This window comes from Bradyrhizobium sp. JYMT SZCCT0180 (genome assembly GCF_018130165.1).
In the GTDB taxonomy this organism is placed as follows: Bacteria; Pseudomonadota; Alphaproteobacteria; order Rhizobiales; family Xanthobacteraceae; genus Bradyrhizobium.
In genome coordinates, this window is sequence record NZ_JAFCLZ010000016.1 from 145652 (window position 1) to 163921 (window position 18270).

The 18270-nt window shown below is 61.3% G+C and carries 17 protein-coding genes; 10 read left to right on the forward strand and 7 right to left on the reverse strand.

Annotated features, from left to right (window positions below; genetic code table 11):
* Positions 1 to 51: 51 nt before the first annotated feature.
* The 3 genes from JQ641_RS23725 to JQ641_RS23735 all read right to left on the reverse strand — a co-directional run bounded on the left by JQ641_RS23725 (position 52) and on the right by JQ641_RS23735 (position 2048).
* Positions 52 to 1368, reverse strand: a complete 1317-nt coding sequence (locus JQ641_RS23725; protein WP_211998313.1) for a TAXI family TRAP transporter solute-binding subunit — start codon at positions 1366 to 1368, stop codon at positions 52 to 54.
* A 164-nt stretch (positions 1369 to 1532) separates the two neighbouring features.
* Positions 1533 to 1748 carry a hypothetical protein gene (locus tag JQ641_RS23730; RefSeq protein ID WP_211998314.1) on the reverse strand — a complete coding sequence of 72 codons (216 nt, stop codon included), beginning with the start codon at positions 1746 to 1748 and terminating at the stop codon, positions 1533 to 1535.
* Between the two features lie 78 nt (positions 1749 to 1826).
* Positions 1827 to 2048, reverse strand: coding sequence for a cysteine rich repeat-containing protein (locus JQ641_RS23735; protein WP_192739307.1), 222 nt, complete (start codon positions 2046 to 2048; stop codon positions 1827 to 1829).
* Between the two features lie 554 nt (positions 2049 to 2602).
* On the opposite strand from JQ641_RS23735, the gene JQ641_RS23740 reads away from it, so the two are divergent.
* Genes JQ641_RS23740 through JQ641_RS23755 form a run of 4 tightly spaced genes read left to right on the forward strand, consistent with a single transcriptional unit; the run spans position 2603 to position 5450 of the window.
* The gene (locus JQ641_RS23740) at positions 2603 to 3388 is read left to right on the forward strand and encodes a transporter substrate-binding domain-containing protein (protein ID WP_211998315.1); all 786 of its coding nucleotides are present in this window, start codon (positions 2603 to 2605) and stop codon (positions 3386 to 3388) included.
* A gap of 24 nt (positions 3389 to 3412) precedes the next feature.
* Positions 3413 to 4075 carry an amino acid ABC transporter permease gene (locus tag JQ641_RS23745; RefSeq protein ID WP_211998316.1) on the forward strand — a complete coding sequence of 221 codons (663 nt, stop codon included), beginning with the start codon at positions 3413 to 3415 and terminating at the stop codon, positions 4073 to 4075.
* Between the two features lie 3 nt (positions 4076 to 4078).
* On the forward strand, positions 4079 to 4729 hold the full coding sequence (locus tag JQ641_RS23750) for an amino acid ABC transporter permease (RefSeq protein WP_211998317.1): 651 nt from the start codon (positions 4079 to 4081) through the stop codon (positions 4727 to 4729).
* The gene (locus tag JQ641_RS23755; RefSeq protein WP_211998318.1) at positions 4716 to 5450 is read left to right on the forward strand and encodes an amino acid ABC transporter ATP-binding protein; all 735 of its coding nucleotides are present in this window, start codon (positions 4716 to 4718) and stop codon (positions 5448 to 5450) included. The genes JQ641_RS23750 and JQ641_RS23755 overlap by 14 nt, the downstream gene beginning before the upstream one ends.
* Before the next feature lie 45 nt (positions 5451 to 5495).
* Here JQ641_RS23755 and JQ641_RS23760 read toward each other — a convergent pair whose 3' ends face one another.
* Together JQ641_RS23760 and JQ641_RS38750 are read right to left on the reverse strand one after the other, a co-directional pair.
* Positions 5496 to 6311: a hypothetical protein gene (locus JQ641_RS23760; RefSeq protein ID WP_211998319.1), complete on the reverse strand. Its 816-nt coding sequence runs from the start codon at positions 6309 to 6311 to the stop codon at positions 5496 to 5498.
* 50 nt (positions 6312 to 6361) lie between these two features.
* Positions 6362 to 6700 (reverse strand): hypothetical protein, encoded by a 339-nt coding sequence (locus JQ641_RS38750; protein WP_349628611.1) that lies wholly within the window; start codon positions 6698 to 6700, stop codon positions 6362 to 6364.
* Here JQ641_RS38750 and JQ641_RS23765 point away from each other — a divergent pair.
* From JQ641_RS23765 to JQ641_RS23790, 6 genes are all read left to right on the forward strand, one after another.
* Positions 6603 to 7718: an efflux RND transporter periplasmic adaptor subunit gene (locus tag JQ641_RS23765; protein WP_349628610.1), complete on the forward strand. Its 1116-nt coding sequence runs from the start codon at positions 6603 to 6605 to the stop codon at positions 7716 to 7718. The two genes, JQ641_RS38750 and JQ641_RS23765, sit on opposite strands and share 98 nt — an antisense overlap.
* Positions 7719 to 7727: 9 nt before the next feature.
* The gene (locus tag JQ641_RS23770) at positions 7728 to 10898 is read left to right on the forward strand and encodes an efflux RND transporter permease subunit (protein WP_211998321.1); all 3171 of its coding nucleotides are present in this window, start codon (positions 7728 to 7730) and stop codon (positions 10896 to 10898) included.
* 403 nt (positions 10899 to 11301) lie between these two features.
* Positions 11302 to 11907 carry an adenylate/guanylate cyclase domain-containing protein gene (locus tag JQ641_RS23775; RefSeq protein ID WP_211998322.1) on the forward strand — a complete coding sequence of 202 codons (606 nt, stop codon included), beginning with the start codon at positions 11302 to 11304 and terminating at the stop codon, positions 11905 to 11907.
* 91 nt (positions 11908 to 11998) lie between these two features.
* Positions 11999 to 13747 (forward strand): peroxidase family protein, encoded by a 1749-nt coding sequence (locus JQ641_RS23780; RefSeq protein ID WP_211998323.1) that lies wholly within the window; start codon positions 11999 to 12001, stop codon positions 13745 to 13747.
* A gap of 35 nt (positions 13748 to 13782) precedes the next feature.
* Positions 13783 to 14193: a hypothetical protein gene (locus tag JQ641_RS23785; protein WP_211998324.1), complete on the forward strand. Its 411-nt coding sequence runs from the start codon at positions 13783 to 13785 to the stop codon at positions 14191 to 14193.
* An 86-nt stretch (positions 14194 to 14279) separates the two neighbouring features.
* Positions 14280 to 14690 (forward strand): hypothetical protein, encoded by a 411-nt coding sequence (locus tag JQ641_RS23790; RefSeq protein ID WP_211998325.1) that lies wholly within the window; start codon positions 14280 to 14282, stop codon positions 14688 to 14690.
* Between the two features lie 18 nt (positions 14691 to 14708).
* Here JQ641_RS23790 and JQ641_RS23795 read toward each other — a convergent pair whose 3' ends face one another.
* Positions 14709 to 16871: an AfsR/SARP family transcriptional regulator gene (locus JQ641_RS23795; protein ID WP_211998326.1), complete on the reverse strand. Its 2163-nt coding sequence runs from the start codon at positions 16869 to 16871 to the stop codon at positions 14709 to 14711.
* Positions 16872 to 16915: 44 nt separating this feature from the next.
* Positions 16916 to 18217 (reverse strand): YcaO-like family protein, encoded by a 1302-nt coding sequence (locus tag JQ641_RS23800; protein ID WP_211998327.1) that lies wholly within the window; start codon positions 18215 to 18217, stop codon positions 16916 to 16918.
* Positions 18218 to 18270: the final 53 nt, after the last annotated feature.

Sequence of the window (18270 nt, forward strand, 5' to 3'; positions counted from 1 at the left end):
AATTTTGCCGGAATTGGTCCGGGTCGACCCTTTCCGTGGGGCCGCCCGGAACTAGTTCTGCTTCGTCGGCCGCTCCGCCAGCATTTGCCGGCGGCGATAGATCGAATCTTCCAGCCGATGCGCCATTGAAACCAGCGTCGAGATATCCTGCGCGTTCTCGCTTCTGATCGCGCTCGCCATCTCGGCGTCCAGTGCCTGGTCGACCTGGTTTTCGATCTCGGTCAGTTCGGCCTCGCTCTTCACTTCCCTGATCCGCCGCGGCAAGGCGAACAGGCTGCGCAACGTCGTTTCGGCCGGTTCCTGCCGGCCGCCAAGAAACCGCCATGCGGTGGCGAAGATCGAGGCCAGTGCGCCCAGCACCATCGGCGTCAGGTAAATCCAGTTGCCGTATTCATCCATGAAGCTTTGCTGGGTCCCGTTATAGTAGGCCGCGGCCCCCGGATGGACCGGGATATAGGCGCCGGGATCGGTATCGGGCGCCGTCAGCCCGGCCAGCAACGGCTGGTCGCGCACGAGATCGTTGCGGGCAGTCACCAGAGCCTGGGTCAGCGTCGTGATCGTGTCCGGGTCGATCTTCTTGTTGGCCACCAGATAAGTCGCGACGCGGAGCGTGGTCAGGTCGGCGTCCGGCACCGGCGGGTTGCCGCGCAGCGTGCCTTGCGGAATATCGAAGCTCTCATAGGCACCTTCGACATCGGCGATGGCGCCGGCCGATTCAACCGGAATCAGGGCGGGGAAGGAATTATGCCCGCCCCGGAAGAAGCGCCTCACCAGTGAAATGTACTTTTCGCTGAGCGGGACGACCAGCACGAACGCACTCGCCGCTTTCGACTGGATCGCGCCGGGCGTATCCGCCGGCGCCATGTTCTTGAAGGTCACCTTGTCGCCGAGGTCATATTCCTTTTTCAGGGCCTCGACGATCTTCTGGTTGATCTCGCCACCGACGACGCCGACTGTGTGGCCCTTCATCTTCTCGATGCTGGTCACCTGCGATCCCGGCAGTGCCAGGATCATCAGGACCGATTTGGTGACCAGCGCCACGCTCCGCGCCAGCGAGAGATCGCCGACATCGGCGCGCACGATGGCAAGGTCGGTCTTTCCCTCGGCAAAGATTTTTGCGGAAGCGAGCACGTCGTCGGTCGGAACGATCTTCAAACGGACCGCGGATTTGGTGGCTTCCAGCCGGGCGGCAATGACCGACGCGACCTTGGCCGCTTCGCCGTCGAACGACCCCACCGCGACGGTCAGCACCGTCGGCCTGTCGTAGAAGCGATAGGCGATGAGGCCGGCACCGAGGACGATGCCGGCAACGCCGGCCAGCAGGAGCACGCGGGCCCAGACTGGCAATGCGACTGGAAAATTACTCATTCCGGGTTCACGGCTTTCGAACGCTCCGAAGCCGCCGATGCTGGCACATCAATTGCGATCCGGCAAAACAGGAATCGGCAAAAGTCGGCCGCTGCGCCGCCAATAATGGCAGGCAGCGGCCGGCGGGTGCAGATGCCCTTAGTTTTGAGCCGGACCAGCTTCGATCAGGTGCAGCGGCGAACCTTGACGCCGTTCACGATCACGGTGCGGCATACGACCGCCGGCTTCGGCTTTTTGACGACGACCGCGCCTCGAGGTCCCGCGCAGCCGGCGCGAACGACGCCGTCGGCGCAGACAGCCGCGTTGGCATCGGTCGACTCGAAGGTCATGGCGGTGCCAACGGCGAGCAGTGCGGCGGCAATGAGCAGAAATGAACGCATGTTTCTCTCCCGGACTTATCTTGGTTGGTGTTCAGGTTTCTTCTGGAAGGTGCTGCGGATGTGTCTCAGGCCGCGCGTCTATTTCTTCTCCGCCGCCTGCAGCACCTTCTTGCAAGCGGGTGTCAGCTTGTCGCTCTCCTTGGCGAGGCAGGCGATGATCCGCCCGCCGCCCGGCGTGACGCTTTTGCAATACTTCTCGTAATCGCCCATGCAGGCGTCGCGCTGTGCGGCAGTCATCTCCTGCGCGAACGCTTGCGACGCACACAACAGGGTGGCTGCAGTCAGGATGGCACGTAACATCTGTTTTTCCTCCTCGTTGATGATTGTTGTTCTCAAAGGGTCAGGCAGGCCGCCCGCTTGCTTCTCGACCTCGCCGTATTGAAGCTCCCTTTTTGTTGCGAGATCAGGAGAACCAATGGCGGAGATCAGAGCCGGATGGCTTTCATTCTGTGCCGATCATGTCGAGCCGGCTTCCAAGGAAATATTTCCGCACGTCGAAAATTGATCATCGGGACGTTGATCGTATCGGCAGGGCAAAGGTCAATTGGCACACCGCGTATCAGATCGCGATGACGATTTGTTATGTCGCGCGATCCGTGAGGTTGGTTCAATTGATCCTCGCGTTTCGTGGCGAGCAGCACGCCACAACCCTGCATCGAATGGCAGGACGTGTATCATTTGGACGTGAATCTGTCACCCATGCAGCCTAATTCCAGGGCAGGCGATGATAAAATTAGGAGCAGCTCGAGGCATTGCCTGATGATTGAGCATCGGGCAGGGTCCCGCACTGCGAAGGGGATCCGAAGACATCGGCCGAACTGACCGGCGATGTCGCGATGCACAGGGGACATAGGATGTTGCTCAAGAAATCGATGATTGCCGCGGCTTTCGCGGTCGCCACCGCCGCGCTGACCGCGCCGGCCCATGCCGACGCGCTGGACTCGATCATGGCGGCCAAGGTCATCAAGGTTGCAGTGCCGCAGGATTTTGCGCCGTTCGGCTCCGCCGGGCTCGATCTCAAGCCGCAGGGCTACGACATCGACATGGCCAACCTGATCGGCAAGGCGCTCGGGCTGAAGGTCGAGATCATCGCCGTCACCAGCGCCAACCGGATTCCCTATCTGCAGACCAAGAAGGCCGACATCGTGATTTCCAGCCTCGGCAAGAATGCCGAGCGCGAGAAGGTGATCGACTTTTCCGTCGCCTATGCGCCGTTCTTCTCCGGCGTGTTCGGTACCAAGGAAATCAAGGTAGCATCGGCCGACGAGCTCAAGGGCAAGACGATCGGCGCCACCCGCGGCGCCATCGAGGAGCAGGAGCTGACCAAGCTCGCGCCGGCCGACACCACCATCAAGCGTTTCGAGGATAACAACGCCACCATTGCCGCCTTCGTATCCGGACAGGTCGACCTGATCGCGACCGGCAATACGGTCGCCGCCGCCATCGCCGAGAAGGTCCCGGCCCGGGCGCCCGCGCTCAAATTCGTCATCAAGGACAGCCCGTGCTTTATCGGGCTCAACAAGGAAGAGCCGAAGCTGCTGGCCAAGCTCAACGACATCATCGCGCAGGCCAAGACGTCCGGCGACATCGCCAAACTGTCCGAGAAGTGGCTGAAGGCGCCGTTGCCGCCGGGCTTCTGACCTGGTCGCGGGGGCCGGCCCGTCATGAACTACAAGCTTCAATTCGGTGAATTGCTGCCCCACTGGGACGTGCTGCTGTGGGGGCTGCTGTTCACCGTCGTTCTGACGGTCGTCTCGACCGTCGCCGGTATCGCCGTCGGCACCGCCGGCGCATCGGCGCGCACCTTCGGACCGAAATGGCTCGGCAGTCTGGTCGCCGGCTATGTCGAGGTGATCCGCAACACGCCGTTCATCGTGCAGTTGTTCTTTATCTTCTTCGGCCTGCCGGCCGCCGGGTTGAAGCTAAGCGAATCGACCGCGGCATTCCTCGCCATGACCATTAATCTCGGCGCCTATTCGACCGAGATCATCCGCGCCGGCATCGAGGCGGTGCCGAAAGGCCATATCGAGGCCGGTATCAGCCTTGCCATGACCAAATGGGAAGTGCTGCGCCACATCGTGCTCAAGCAGGCGTTCGAGAAGATCTATCCGGCGCTGTCGTCGCAGATCATCATCGTCATGCTGGGCTCAGCCGTGGTGTCGCAGATCTCGGCGCAGGACCTGACCTATGCCGCCAACCTCATCGCCTCGCGCAATTTCCGCAACTTCGAAGTCTATCTGCTGGTGGCCTTGGCCTATCTCTTGCTCGCCATGCTGACGCGTTCGCTGCTGCGCGGCCTCGGCCGCATCCTGTTCAAGGCGAAGTGAGCCATGTTGCAGTTCAGCCTCTGGGACATCCTGTCGAACCTCTTGATCGCCACGCAGTGGACCATCGTGCTGTCGCTGATCGCCTTTGTCTGCGGCGGCGTTGTCGGGCTGATCCTGCTGTTCATGCGGACCTCCAGGATCCCGGTGCTGGAATGGTCCACCAAGATCTACATCGAGCTGTTCCAGGGGACGCCGCTCCTGATGCAGCTGTTCCTGTTCTTCTTCGGCATCGCGCTGTTCGGCATCGAGGTGAGTCCGTGGATGGCCGCGACCCTGGCGCTGACGTTCTGGACCAGCGCCTTTCTCGCCGAGATCTGGCGTGGCTGTGTCGAGTCGATCCCGAAGGGCCAGTGGGAGGCCTCCTCCAGCCTCGCGATGAGCTACATCGAGCAGATGCGTTACGTCATCCTGCCGCAGGCCTCGCGGATCGCGGTTGCGCCGACCGTCGGCTTCTCGGTGCAGGTGGTCAAAGGCACCGCGCTGGCTTCGATCATCGGCTTCGTCGAGCTGACCAAGGCCGGCACCATGCTCAACAACGCGACCTTCCGCCCCTTCGTGGTCTATTCGCTGGTCGCGCTGATCTATTTCTGCCTGTGTTTCCCGCTGTCCTGGTGGGCGAAAAAAATCGAGAGCCGCCTCAATGTCGCTCGTTAGCATTCGTGACGTCAGAAAGAGTTTTGGTCCGAACGAGGTGCTGAAGGGCGTCTCGCTCGAGGTCGCCAAAGGCGACGTGGTCGCCATCATCGGCCGCTCCGGATCGGGCAAGAGCACGCTGCTCCGCTGCATCAACGGCCTGGAGACCTATCAGTCCGGCGCGATCATCGCCGACAGCATCGAGGTCGGCGGCTCCACCACCAATCTGCGCGAGCTGCGCCGCCATGTCGGCATGGTGTTCCAGCAGTTCAATCTGTTTCCGCACCTGACGGCCGCCGAGAACGTGATGCTGGCGCCGACCGTCGTCAACAAGGTGTCGGCCAAGGAGGCGCGCGCCACCGCGGCCGAGGTGCTGGCGAAGGTCGGGCTGTCCGAGAAGATGGACGCCTATCCGAACCAGCTCTCCGGCGGCCAGCAGCAGCGCGTCGCGATCGCACGTTCGCTGGCGATGCGGCCGAAAGTACTGCTGTGCGATGAAATCACCTCGGCGCTCGACCCGGAACTGGTCAACGAGGTGCTGCGCGTGGTCGAGCAGCTGGCGCGCGAAGGCATGACGCTCATTCTGGTCACGCACGAAATGCGTTTCGCCCGCGACGTTGGCACCAAGCTCGTCTTCATGCACCACGGCAAGGTGCATGAAGAGGGCGTTCCGAAAGAGGTATTTGCCGCGCCGCGGACGCCGGAATTGCAACAGTTCGTCGGTACCGTCGCGCACGCATGATCCGATCGCGCCGTTCTCACGGCGCGACCGGGTAGCAACCGGTAACTAAGGCGCCTTGAACTGGGCCAGTACGTCCTGGCATGCGGGAGAGAGCCGTGCCGCGTTGGTTGCCAAGCATTGCACGATCCGGCCACCGCCCGGCGCCACGCCGCCGCAAATCGTGCGGACATCGCCGCCGCAGGCCGAGCGCAGCACGAATAGTTCCTCGCGCGGCCGCAGTGGCCGCAATACTATTACGGTGGGTGCAGCAGCAGCGCCTGCCGCTGCCGGAGCTGCCGCCGCCGCGGGAGCGGCGCCCGCCGCTGGCGCGCCGCCACCGCCGACGGCGGCCGTGACCGCCTTCTCGCAAGCCGGCGAAAGTTTTTCCTTGTTCTTGTCCAGGCACTGCAGCGCCGGGGCGCCGCCGGTCGGCACGCCAGCGCAGACTTTTGGATAGTCGGAGCGGCAGGCGCTGCGGACCGCGGAGATCTGCGCGCTGGACGGCTGCCCCGCAGCTGCGGCTGCGGGCTTGGTATCAGCCTTGGGCGCCGCGGTGGTGGTTGCAGGCTTTGCGCCGGCCGCGGCCGGAGCGGACTCGGGCTTGGCCGCGGGCGCGGCGGCTGCCGGCGCTGCCACGGCGCGCACCGCGCTTTGACAGCTTGATGACAGGCTCGACATATTCTTCTGCAGGCATTGCAGCGAAGCTTCGCCGCCCGGCGGAATACTGGAGCAATGCGCGATATAATCCGACCGGCATTGGGTCTTGATCGCATCGCGCTGCGCCTGGCTCGGCGCCTGCGCAAATGCCGGTACTGCAACTGCGAATGTCACTGCCGTCATCAACGCCCCGAGCGTTGCCGCACGTGTCAACGTGTTGATCATTTGAATAAATCCTTTTTGTAGTCGCTGGAGCCGCCGCAACAAAAGTGAAATCATGAACGAGAAAGCGAAGAAAATTTCGCGCGCGGCATCATTTTCGGTTTCGGGTTCCCCTGCAAGTGGATTGTTGCTATTTTTATGGGATGGTCGAACGCCGTAGTTTGAATAGAACGCGCTTTGCAAGAACAAACGTATTGAGGCACGCAAATGAAGTCTGAGCGTTCGCTGGCATGCAGCAAACCACATGACACCTTCAGACAGAGAGGCGCCATTGCGTGTCGCGCGGTCTTCGCCATTGCCGCATTCGGCGTCTTAAGTGCCTGCGAACAAAATACTTTTGTGCCGCCGCCGCCGCCAAAAGTTGAAGTCGCCGTGCCGGTGCAGCGCAGCATCACGCGCTATCTGGAGGCGACCGGCAATACCGCGCCGATCAAGAACGTCGATCTGGTCGCGCGCGTGCAGGGCTTCCTGCAAACGATCAATTATAAAGACGGCACCTTCGTGAAGGCAGGGACCACGCTGTTCACGATCGAACCCGAAACCTACAAGCTGAAGCTCGATCAGGCGCAGGCCGCCCAAACCGGCATGGAAGCTTCGATGAAGCAGGCCGAAGCCGATTTCAAGCGGCAGTCGGATCTGGTGCAAAGACAGGCGGTCTCGCAGGCAACGCTCGATACCTCGACGGCGGCGCGCGAGAACGCGCAGGCAAACCTTCAACAGGCCCAGGTCAACACCAAGATCGCGGCGATGAATTACGGCTACACCAATGTCACGGCGCCGTTCGACGGCATCGTCAGCGCGCATCTGGTCTCCATCGGCGAACTGGTCGGCGTATCATCGCCGACACAGCTCGCCAACATCGTGGCGCTCGATCCGATCTATGTGAATTTCAACGTCAACGAACAGGACGTGCTGCGGATCCGGGAAGAAGCCCGGAAAAGGGGCATCTCGGTCGAAGAACTCCGGAAGCTACCGGTCGAGGTCGGATTGCAGACCGAGATCGGCTTTCCGCACAAGGGCAACCTCGACTACGTCTCGCCGACCCTCAATCAATCGACCGGCACGCTCCCGGTGCGCGGTGTATTGCCGAATCCCGATCGGGCGTTGCTGCCGGGCTTCTTCGTTCGGGTCCGCGTGCCCTTCGACGAGCAGTCGAATGCACTGCTGGTGCCTGATGTGGCGCTCGGCAGCGACCAGGCTGGCCGTTACGTGCTGGTCGTGAACGCGGAAAATGTGGTCGAACAACGCAAGGTGCAGACCGGGCCGCTGGAGGGCGACCTGCGCGTCATCGAGAGCGGCCTGAAGCCGGACGACCGGGTGGTCACAGCCGGCCTGTTGCGCGCGATCCCCGGTCAGAAGGTCGACCCGCAGGTCAAGAAAATCGAAGCGTCGCCGGCGTCAGCCAAATAAGGACCGGCCATGATTTCGAAATTTTTCATCGAGCGGCCCGTCCTTTCCAACGTCATCGCGATCCTGATGATCCTGATCGGCGGGGTGTGCCTGTTTCGCCTCGCGGTGGCGCAATACCCTGATGTGGTGCCGCCGACGGTTCAGGTGACGACGCGCTATCCCGGCGCCAGCGCCAAGACCGTGATCGATACCGTGGCGCTGCCGATCGAGCAGCAGGTCAACGGCGTCGAGGACATGCTGTACATGCAGTCCTACAGCGGCGCCGACGGCACCTATTCGCTGACCGTGACGTTCAAGATCGGCACCGACCTCAACTTCGCGCAGGTGCTGGTGCAAAACCGGGTGTCGAGCGCGCTGTCGCAGCTGCCGCAATCGGTGCAGAACCAGGGCGTCACCGTGCAGAAGAAATCGACGGCGATTCTCCTGTTCGTGACGCTGACGTCGCCGAATGCGACCTATGACAGCCTGTTCCTGAGCAATTACGCCACCATCAACATCAGGGATGAACTGTCGCGTCTGCCCGGCGTCGGCAACGTTACGGTGTTCGGCGCCGGCCAGTATTCGATGCGGGTCTGGCTCGATCCGAACAAGCTGCAGGTGCGCAACCTGATGCCGCAGGACGTCGTCACCTCGATCCAGCAACAGAGCCAGCAGGTCACCGCGGGCCAGGTCGGCGCCCCGCCGGCGCCGGCGGGGCAGGCGTTCCAGTACACGCTGAACGTCAACGGGCGGCTCAGCGACAAGAGCCAGTTCGAGGACATCATCGTCAAGACCGGCAGCAATGGCGATGTCACCCGCGTCCGCGACGTCGGCTGGGTCGAGCTCGGCGCCCAGACCTACAGCCAGGTGTTCTCGCTCAACAACAAGCCCGCCACCGGCATCGGCGTGTTCCAGTCGCCCGGCGCCAACGCGCTCGAAGTCGAGAAGGCCGTCGAGGCTAAGATGGCGGTGCTTGCCAAGGCGTTTCCGCAGGACGTGAAGTACGACACCCCGTTCGACACCACGAAATTCGTCTCCGAATCGATCAAGGAAGTCTACAAGACGCTGATCGAGGCGGGCTTCCTCGTCCTGATCGTGATCCTGATCTTCCTGCAGGATTGGCGGGCGATGCTGGTTCCGGCGACGACCGTGCCGGTGACGATCATCGGCGCCTTCGCCGCGATGGCGGCGCTCGGCTTCACCGTCAACATTTCGACCCTGTTCGCGATCGTGCTCGCGATCGGCATCGTGGTCGACGACGCCATCGTCGTGGTCGAGGGCGCGGCGCATAATATCGAGAAGGGCATGTCCGGCCATGACGCCGCGATATCGGCGATGGACGCGCTGTTCGCGCCGATCGTCGGCATCACGCTGGTGCTGATCTCGGTGTTCCTGCCGTCGGCCTTCCTGCCGGGATTGACGGGGCGGATGTATTCGCAATTCGCGCTGGTGATCGCGGCGACCGCGCTGCTCAGCGCCATCAATGCCGCGACGCTGAAGCCGACCCAATGCGCGCTGTGGCTGCGCCGGCCGGCGCCGCCGGAACAGCGCAATTTCTTCTACCGCGGCTTCAACGCGGTCTATGACCGGGTTGAACGCGCCTATGCCCGGCTGATCGGCCGCTTGGTAGCGCACAGCAATATCTCGGTGATCGCAGCCCTCGTCCTGATCTGCGGCGCCGGTTACGGCCTGTCGCGGGTGCCGACCGGGTTTATTCCCATTGAAGATCAGGGCTATCTCCTGGTCGCCGTGCAACTGCCCGACGGCGCCTCGCTCGACCGTACCCAGCAAGTGCTCACCCGCGTCAGCGACATCGCCAGCAAGCACCCCGGCGTCGATCAGGTCATCAGCATCTCCGGCATCTCGGCGCTGGATAGTTCTTCCAGCCTGGCCAATGCCGGCGTCGCCTATCTGATTTTGAAGGAGTGGAGCGCGCGCGGCGAGGGCGAGGACCTGCGGTCGCTGTTCGTCGGCCTGAACGAGAAGATGTCTGTCATCGAGGAGGCGCGCATCCTGGTGGTTCCGCCGCCGCCGATCCAGGGCATCGGCAACGCCGCCGGTTTCGCGATGCAGGTTCAGTTGCGCGATGGCAATGCCGACTACGGCAAGCTGCAGGCCATTGCCGGCGCCATCGTCTCCAACGCGCAGACGCAAAGCGCGCTGCAGCGCGTCAGCTCGTCGTTCCGCTCGATGGTGCCGCAATTCGATGTAGAGGTCGACCGGGTCAAGACCCAGACCCTGCATGTCACGACCGACCAGATCTTTTCGACGCTGTCGTCCTACATGGGCTCGACCTACGTCAACCAGTTCAACAAGTTCGGCCGCACCTTCCAGGTCTACGCCCAGGCGGACGCACAGTACCGCCTCACCCTGCGCGACATGCAAAACATGATGGTGCGCAACAGCAATGGCGACATGATCCCGCTCGGCACGGTCGCCAAGATCACGCCCTCGGTCGGCCCCTCGCTGATCAGCCTGTACAATCTCTATCCGTCCGCAAGCATCATCGGCCTGCCCGCCACGGGCTACAGCTCGGGCCAGTCGATGAAACTGATGGAGGAGATCGCCGACAAGACCCTGCCGCAGGGCACCGGCTTTGAATGGACGGCTATGTCGTACCAGGAGAAGGTCGTCGGCGGCCAGATCTACTGGGCGTTCGGGCTCGCGCTGCTATTGGTCTATCTCGTGCTGGCCGGACAATATGAAAGCTGGTTCGCGCCGATCTCGGTGATACTGGCGGTGCCGTTGTCGCTGCTCGGTCCGATGATCGTGCTGACGGGCCTGCGGATCGAGAACAACCTCTATACCCAGATCGGCATCATCCTGCTGATCGCGCTGTCGGCGAAGAACGCCATTCTGATCGTCGAGGTCGCGCTCGAACTGCATGTGCGCGACCGCAAGCCGTTGCTGGAATCCGCTGTTGAGGCGGCGCGAGCCCGGTTCCGGCCGATCCTGATGACGTCGTTTGCCTTCATCCTCGGCGTGGTGCCGCTGGTGCTGGCGACCGGCGCCGGCGCCAACGCCCGCAAATCGATCGGCATCACCGTGTTCTCGGGCATGCTGGCCTCGACCTGCCTCGCGGTGCTGTTCGTGCCGACGTTCTTTGTCGTGGTGCAGCGGTTCGAGAATTGGCTCAGCGAGCGGAAGCGGAAGAAAGCGGGCGGGCAGCCGGCGCCGCAGACGCCGGGTGCTGCGCATTGATTTCGAGGTAGAATAGACACGGCTCGAGCTGAGCCGGAATGCACTCCGGACAGCCGAGCCTCCAACACGCGCCTGCGCGGACCGCACAGGCTCGCTCTGCACCTGAAGGTCGGATCACATCAATCGCTGGACGCGACGCGAAAGCGGATCGCTACCCTCTCGTTGCGTCCCGCGGCCCGGCAGCCGTTTTGGCCGGACGCGGAACCAGGCCGCTTGGCCGCTTCCAATCGGTGCAGGAGCGCAAAGGAGGCGTCAAAATCGACGTTTCCCCGCCAATCGGCACTGCTTCCCTTCAGCTAACGCTCGGATGACGCAGGCCTGCCAGATTGTCGTCAATCCGAACAATGAGACGAGTTGCGGGTCATCGCAGCAACGTTTCGAACGGAATGGGAAGCGCAAACAGATGGAGTCGAAGATGCGTGTAGAGCACTTCACTGCGGTTACCAGTTTGCCCGCAATCGAGCCAGTTCCGCACTTTCCCGACCGCAGGTGGGGAACGGTGCTTGCAGCAGACGTCGTCGAATATTCCCGGCTCACGAGCCTGAACGAGGAGCGTACCTATCTGCTCTATAAATCGCATCGCCGGGAGTTACTTGACCCGAAGATTGCCGAACATCGCGCAAGGTTTGTGAAGTCGACGGGAGACGGCGTTCTCGCTGAATTCCGCTGCGCGCTGAATGCGGTGCGTTGCGCCGTCCAGATACAGCAGGGCATGGCTGAGCGCTGCAAGGGCACGTCCGCCGATCGACAGATCGTCTTCCGCATCGGGCTAAGCTGCGGCAACATCATTGCCGATCCGGAAGACATCTATGGCCATGACGTCAACGTCGCGGCAAGGCTGCAAGCCGTGGCTCCTCCGGGCGGAATCGCGATGACGGACGAGGTGGCGAAGCGCGTGCAGGCGGGCCTCCGATTGCCGCTGCAGGATTCCGGCATGCAGCAGTTTCGCAACATGTGCCAGCCGGTACACGTCTTTCAGTGCGAGTTCGCCGGTGAATACCCCCGATAAAAGAGCAGCAAATTCATTGCTTTACCGCCTCTTGACGCTGAATTGACGCTGCCGTGGCCTAATCGCTTTCGAACCAGGAGGGACACAACCCATGCACGGCGTGAATCTTTCAGTGATCCCCGAGCTCGAGGGCGGCCCCCGAGAGCTCGGTGCCGACAGCAATCTTGACGGCATGCGAAATCTGTTTCCGCTGTCCGACTCCTCGGTATTCGGGGCAGGCAAGAACCCGGCCGATCTGCGCATTCTCATGCGCAAGCTGGCCGCTCGCATCAACCGGGAAAAAGTCAACGATCCGGAGCCCGAGGACAATCCGAACATCCCGTCCGGGTACACCTATTTTCTGCAGCTCATTACCCATGACATGGTGAACACGTCCATCTCGCTCGCCGCCACACAGGGCCGCCGCTTCGGGTTTCAAAATACCAGACAGCAGCCCCTGACCCTGGATACGATTTACGGCGGGGGTCCCGATATCAGTCCGCATGCGTACGAATACAGCCGGGTGTGCATGCAATCCCGTGGATTCATGCCGCGCACAAAGTTGCGTTGCGGTCGTGCGCAAACCCGTTCCGGATCTACGGCCAACACGCCATTTGCGGATGTCGGCCGGGCGATGCCGGTGGACGTCAGGGACGACGGACTAGCCAACCCCGGTGGCGCTCCGCGTTGCCTGCGCACGGAGGCGCTGATAGCCGACGCCCGCAATGAGGATCAGGCGCTTATCGCCCAGATGACCCTTCTCTTTCATCGGATGCACAATTTCATACTGGATCAGATCGATTCGGTGCTTCCACCATCGACCGCGCCGGATGCCTATCGCAACCTCATTTGCGCGCGTTTCGTCCTGACCTTGATTTACCGAAAGATCATCATCAAGGACGTGCTCTATCAGCTGCTCGATTCTTCCGTTTACCGATACTATTTTCTGCCCGAGATCAATCCCGGCAATCTTCTGTCCGACGATGCAGCGGAGCTCGGCAAGATTCCCGTTGAATTTTCTCACGGAGCTTTTCGCTGCGGGCACGCGATGTTTCGCGACACATACGTCGTGAAGGATGCATTGGACGAGCCGCTCGACGCCGGTCGAGCGATGCAGTTCAACTCGCGGCGTTCTCCGGGGTTCGTCCCGCTGACCGAGGATTGGATCGTCAATTGGGAGCGGTTCTTCAAGGTCAACGGCCATGAGCCCGTGAACCACAGCCGCCGGCTCCTTCCTCATTTCTCGTCGCTTGCAAAGAGCGGATTCTATTTTGCGCCCATGATGCCCAACCGAGATGGGCGCGGCGACATCGCCGGACTGCCCAATCGCGATCTCGTGAGTTCAGTCTTTGCCAGGGTTTGGTCGGTTCCCAAATTGATCGACAAACTGCGGCTCAGAAGCGCCGAAAAAGGTACCGAGCTTTCCAATTTTCTTCCGATGTATGATGAGCACATTTCCGGTTTGACCGAATGGCTGAAGAAGACAGCCGATCCGGGAGGCATATCGGAACAATTCACTGACGACGACATCGCTGCGATCGTGCAGGATCCGCCGCTGCCGTTCTTCGTTCTGTACGAAGCCAAGAAAAAGCACCAGGGATTGCGTCTCGGACCACTCGGCTCGATCATCATTGCGGAGACGGTCGTGGGCGCCATGCTGAAATATCCGCTGATGGTCGCGGATTCTGAATTCAATCCCTTGCGCGAACTCAAGGCGCAGCTGGGGCCGTTGCAAAGACTTGGAGTTCCGGCGGCGGCGATCTCCATAATACCGGAGATCGTAACCTTCGACGATCTCCTGACGTTCATGAAGTCAAACGGAATCCTTGAACCGCGCAGTGACGAACATCCGCCTCAATGACCAAACCGCACATCTAGTCAACAATGGAGGAAGACATGGGTGATACTCTCGTGATCGACAATGACATCCTGTGGGGCAAGCTGGTGAAATCATGGGCGACCGGGCGTAATTATATCCATCCGGATCGCGACGCCATCGCGATCCCTCGAACGCTGGAGGATCTGTTGCAGACCGCCCGCGACGTCGGCCTGCACATCACGTTTCCGGACGGAATGGTCGGATTAGCGGTGATCCAATACAGCCCGCAAACCGCCGTGATCAAACTGCCACCGAAGGCGATGGTGGAAGCCACCGAGGCCACGCTGGAGCAGCCCGGTGCGGTCTACCCGATGCCCAAATTCTACGAGGAATTCTTTGAGGTCCCGCTTCCCGCGCTTTCCAGAGATCAACTCTTCGATCTTCATGCGGCGCGGATCGGCGATTATTCGATACGCAATTGCGGCTGAGCGGCATCCACCTAGGCCAGTTCGGTCGACGGCGCCGGCCTGACGGCATGCGTTGATCTGAATTCATCGATAGATCGGAGATAGTGATGGGCACCAAACTGGAGATCCACGATGACATCCTTTGGGGCAAGCTTGTGAAGTCCTGGGCGACCGGAAAAAATTACATTGCCCCAGAGAGGCCGGCGCCGGCGATACCGCGGACCATGGAAGAACTATTGGCGCAAGCCGCGGATATCGGACTGATCATCAAGTTTCCAGACGATATGGTCGGTCTGGAAATCGTTCAATACAGTTCGCAAACCGCGGTGATAAAGTTGCCGCCAAAATCGATGATCGAGGACACCGAGGCCGACCTGAACAAGAAGGACGCGCTTTACCCGATGCCGCGGTTTTACGAAGATTTCTTCAGCGCCCCGTTACCGGAAATGAGGAAGGCGGGTCTGCTCGACCTGCATGCTGCTCGCATTGGAGATTATTCGATTCGAAACTGCGGATGAGCGCCGCGTGCTGTTTCATCACCATTGGTGATGAAACAGGCCTTCGGTGGGCGCACCGGCACCCTCGATGCCGTCGCGCAACCGTGCCCAACTCTCTGGTTTCGCGATCGGGAAAAGGTGCAGAAACCAGCGCGTCATGGCCGCCGGCGTAGCCGGCTGTTCCGCCGACCAGCGGCTTTGAACGATGCTAAAGAAGCGATTGAGCTCGGCCGCGGCTTCTTGCTTGCGGCCGAGGTGGTAAAGCGCGGCAGCCTTCAGGCCGGGGACGTTTGCGTTGAGATCGCCGGCGAAATCAGCCGCCGCTACGCAGCTTTCGTAATCTCCGATCATGAAGCGGACGGCTGTGTGATACGCCCATTGCAGCGCGGTTGGCGCGACCGTTGCCTTGCGTTGCAACATTGAGTCAACAATTTCGGCCGCTTCCTTGTCGCGGCCGCAGAATGCGTAGCAATTGGCTGCCGAAACCAGCGTCCAAGGGTCGTTGTCGTTCAGTCCGTGCGCGAGCGGAATGTAGATCATCGCCTGCTCGTAATGCTTCGCCATCGCATGCGACCATCCAAGACAAAGCTGGCTGCGTGAATCGAGCGGATCGAGGCGCACCGCTTCCTGCGCATAAGCGAGCGCCTGCATGGTTCGATTGGCGTCGCGCGCAGTTCCCGGCTTGACGATATGATAGGAGTTGTTCAATTGCGCGAGGCTGGAATGAGCCGGCGCAAAATCCGGCATCTGTTGCACGACCTGTCGAAACAGATCCGCTGCATTGTCCCATCGCTGCGGGTCGAAGCCGAGCAATGTGGCCTGGCCGAACAGCCAGATGTCGTATGCCTTCAGGTCCTTGACTTGCCGGGTCGTGATCCGGTTCATCCGTTCCGCCGAAACATGCACGTTCAAGGCGGAAGCGATGCGACGTACCAGATTTTGTTGGGCCTGGTGCCAATTCTCGAGGGTCAATGTGAGGCTTTCGCTCCACAGATAGGTTCCGGTCGTGCCGTCGCGCAGCGTCAGCACCAAATGCAGCGCCTTCCGGGTTTCGAAGCCGCCTGCGTCAAGGATGAATTCATCCTTTGGGCCTTCCGGTACGTGGTCTGTCGGCGGGCTGGTCCAGTCGCGGATGTGCCATTCGCGAAAGCGGACGAAGCAGGCTATCAACTCGCGGCGGAAGCCCTGAGCCATGTAGTCTCGCTTGGAGTCGTGGCTCGACAGCACAAACGGGCCCACCGAGAGAATGAGCCTGGGTTCGCGTGCCGCCAACAGCTGGTCGACATCCAGCCCCGCCGGCGAAGCAGACCGCGGCGGGTCCGTTGCCGGCTTGATATCAGCGGGGGCCTCCGGTTGCGGGATCGGCACGTCGGCGGCGTTTGAGGAGGCTCCACTGAACGGCAGCGCTGCTTTTACCTCGGCGATCAAATCCTGAGTCTGCTGGGTCGGCTCGACGTCATAGTCTGCTTCCAGCAGGTCCCACAACGTCTTGTATACCCTGAGAGCACTGCCGATCGCGCCGTCTGCAACATGCGCGCGAATCAAATATCGACACGCTTCTTCGTGGGTCTGGTCGAGATTGATAATCGCTACCGCGATATCGCGACCTATCCCGGTGACCTTGGTATGCCCGCGAAGTGCGGTCTCCAGGTGCCGGATGAGCTGATCGCGGATGGTCTGCCGCTTTGCCAGCACCCACGTCTGGAGCGCAGGATCACTACTCTCGACTTCGGCCAGGATATGGTCGATCAGGTCCTGTTGCTTCAGCAGTACGGGATTTGGCGATCCGTTGACCGCATCCTTGAGGACATCGATCAGATCGACCCGGATTTGCGTACGATCGAGTGCGACAACAAGTTTGTCGGTATGAAATCCTTCAAACCCGCTGGGCAGAAAGGCGTTGCGGATTTCGTGGAGAGCCTGCCGCAATGATGCGCGCGCGCGCTCCTCCGACGATTCACTCCAGAACAGGCCGATCAGGCGATCACGGCTTTCCTCCTGGGCTTCGGTCAGCGCCAAATATCCCAGCAAAGCTTTGGTCTTGCGGCTCAGCAGCTCGATCTCATTGTCGTTGACAAGCAACGACAATTTGCCAAGCAAACGAACGTGCAGGGCAGGGCTGTTGGCACCACCGCCGCTTTCGCCTGTTGACGCTCCGCTTCGTAGCCCCATGGGTCTGTCACGGTTTTCAACGCTGATCACCCGCGACTTATCATACTACCGAGGCCGGTTCCATTGACCCTTGGCTATTCCATCAACGTCAGGCCTCCAGTGTAACGGTTGCCCCCGCCATGGTCGCGGCACGCACGCACCAGCCGATCCGTCATAATTCTGGATGGCATCGGCTGCAGCGCCGGAGCTATCGCGCGTACGACGGGAATGTCGAATTGCGGCCGGGTCATGTCGACCAAAACTGCCTCAATTCCGGACGTGGCCATCGCTCTCCCGACAAGCGAAAGCTCGGATCCCGTTGCTGGGGTATCATTATACACCCTCAGATGGACGGAATGGAGGAGGTCACATTCGGCGTGAATAGCCGCGATACGTTCGACATGAGCGCGATCGCTGGGCGAGAGCATTTGCTCGCCGGCTTCGTCCCGCTTGATCCTGGCGAACAGGATCGCCAGCTCGGTTTGACAAAGCTCCAGAATTGCTCCGCGTGCGGCCTCCTCGATCGAAAGCCGGGCGGATAATCCGTAAGCCAGCTGCCGGCCATCCTTGTCGCAGGACAACGCGGCAATGACTGGAATTCCGACGTCGGTGGTGATGTCGAGCAGCCATGAGGTGCGATCGTCCGTCTGTTGCCGCAAAGCGCGCATCAGCCGCACAATTTCACCCATCGCCGGATCATCGAGCGCTATCGCCTTGCCGCGGCGCCCGCCCTGCCACCAGAGGCTCGCCGCATCGCGCTCGATCAATTCAAGGAGCGCTCGCGAAGCTGCCCACTCAAACGTCGGACCGGCTGCGACGCCTACGCTAAGCGCTGTGCGAGGCTTCAGGCACGGTGTTGCATCCGTACGCCGAAAGCACCAGTCGGCCGGAATCAGCACATCACGGCAGCTATCGAAGGCCTGTTCCGTATCGAGCAGTTTTCCTCTTGCCCATGCGAGCGGCGTGGATTTCGTCAGCTTCTGATCGGCCATGTCCTGCTCGATCGCCGCAGCAACGCTGCTTGGCACCTGGCTGGTTACCGCGGGGAAATCAGCGACGGTCGTGACGTCCCCTGGACACTCGATCTGCGCCAGCCTGTCGATTCCCTCGCCCACACAGGATACGAACGCTTCTTCGAGCCTTTCCCCCGATCCGCTCAGGCTGAATGAGATCGGATCGGATAAAGCTCCGTGCGGCGCCTGGGGCCATGTCTCGGCGCCGACAAAGCGAAGGCCGGGTGCCCACGGCGAGCGAACCAAGAAAATTCGCCGCGCGAGGCGCGCCGACTGCGCGATCTTCGACCCATAGCGGTCCGAGACGGCACGTTGAAGCGCCGATCCCTGCTCGGAAGTCAGGTCGATTTCCATGAACCCGGGACGAACATGCGCCTCAATCATCACGACACCTGATGCAAGCCGGGCAGGTGCGAGCGTGATCTCACGAGTTCATG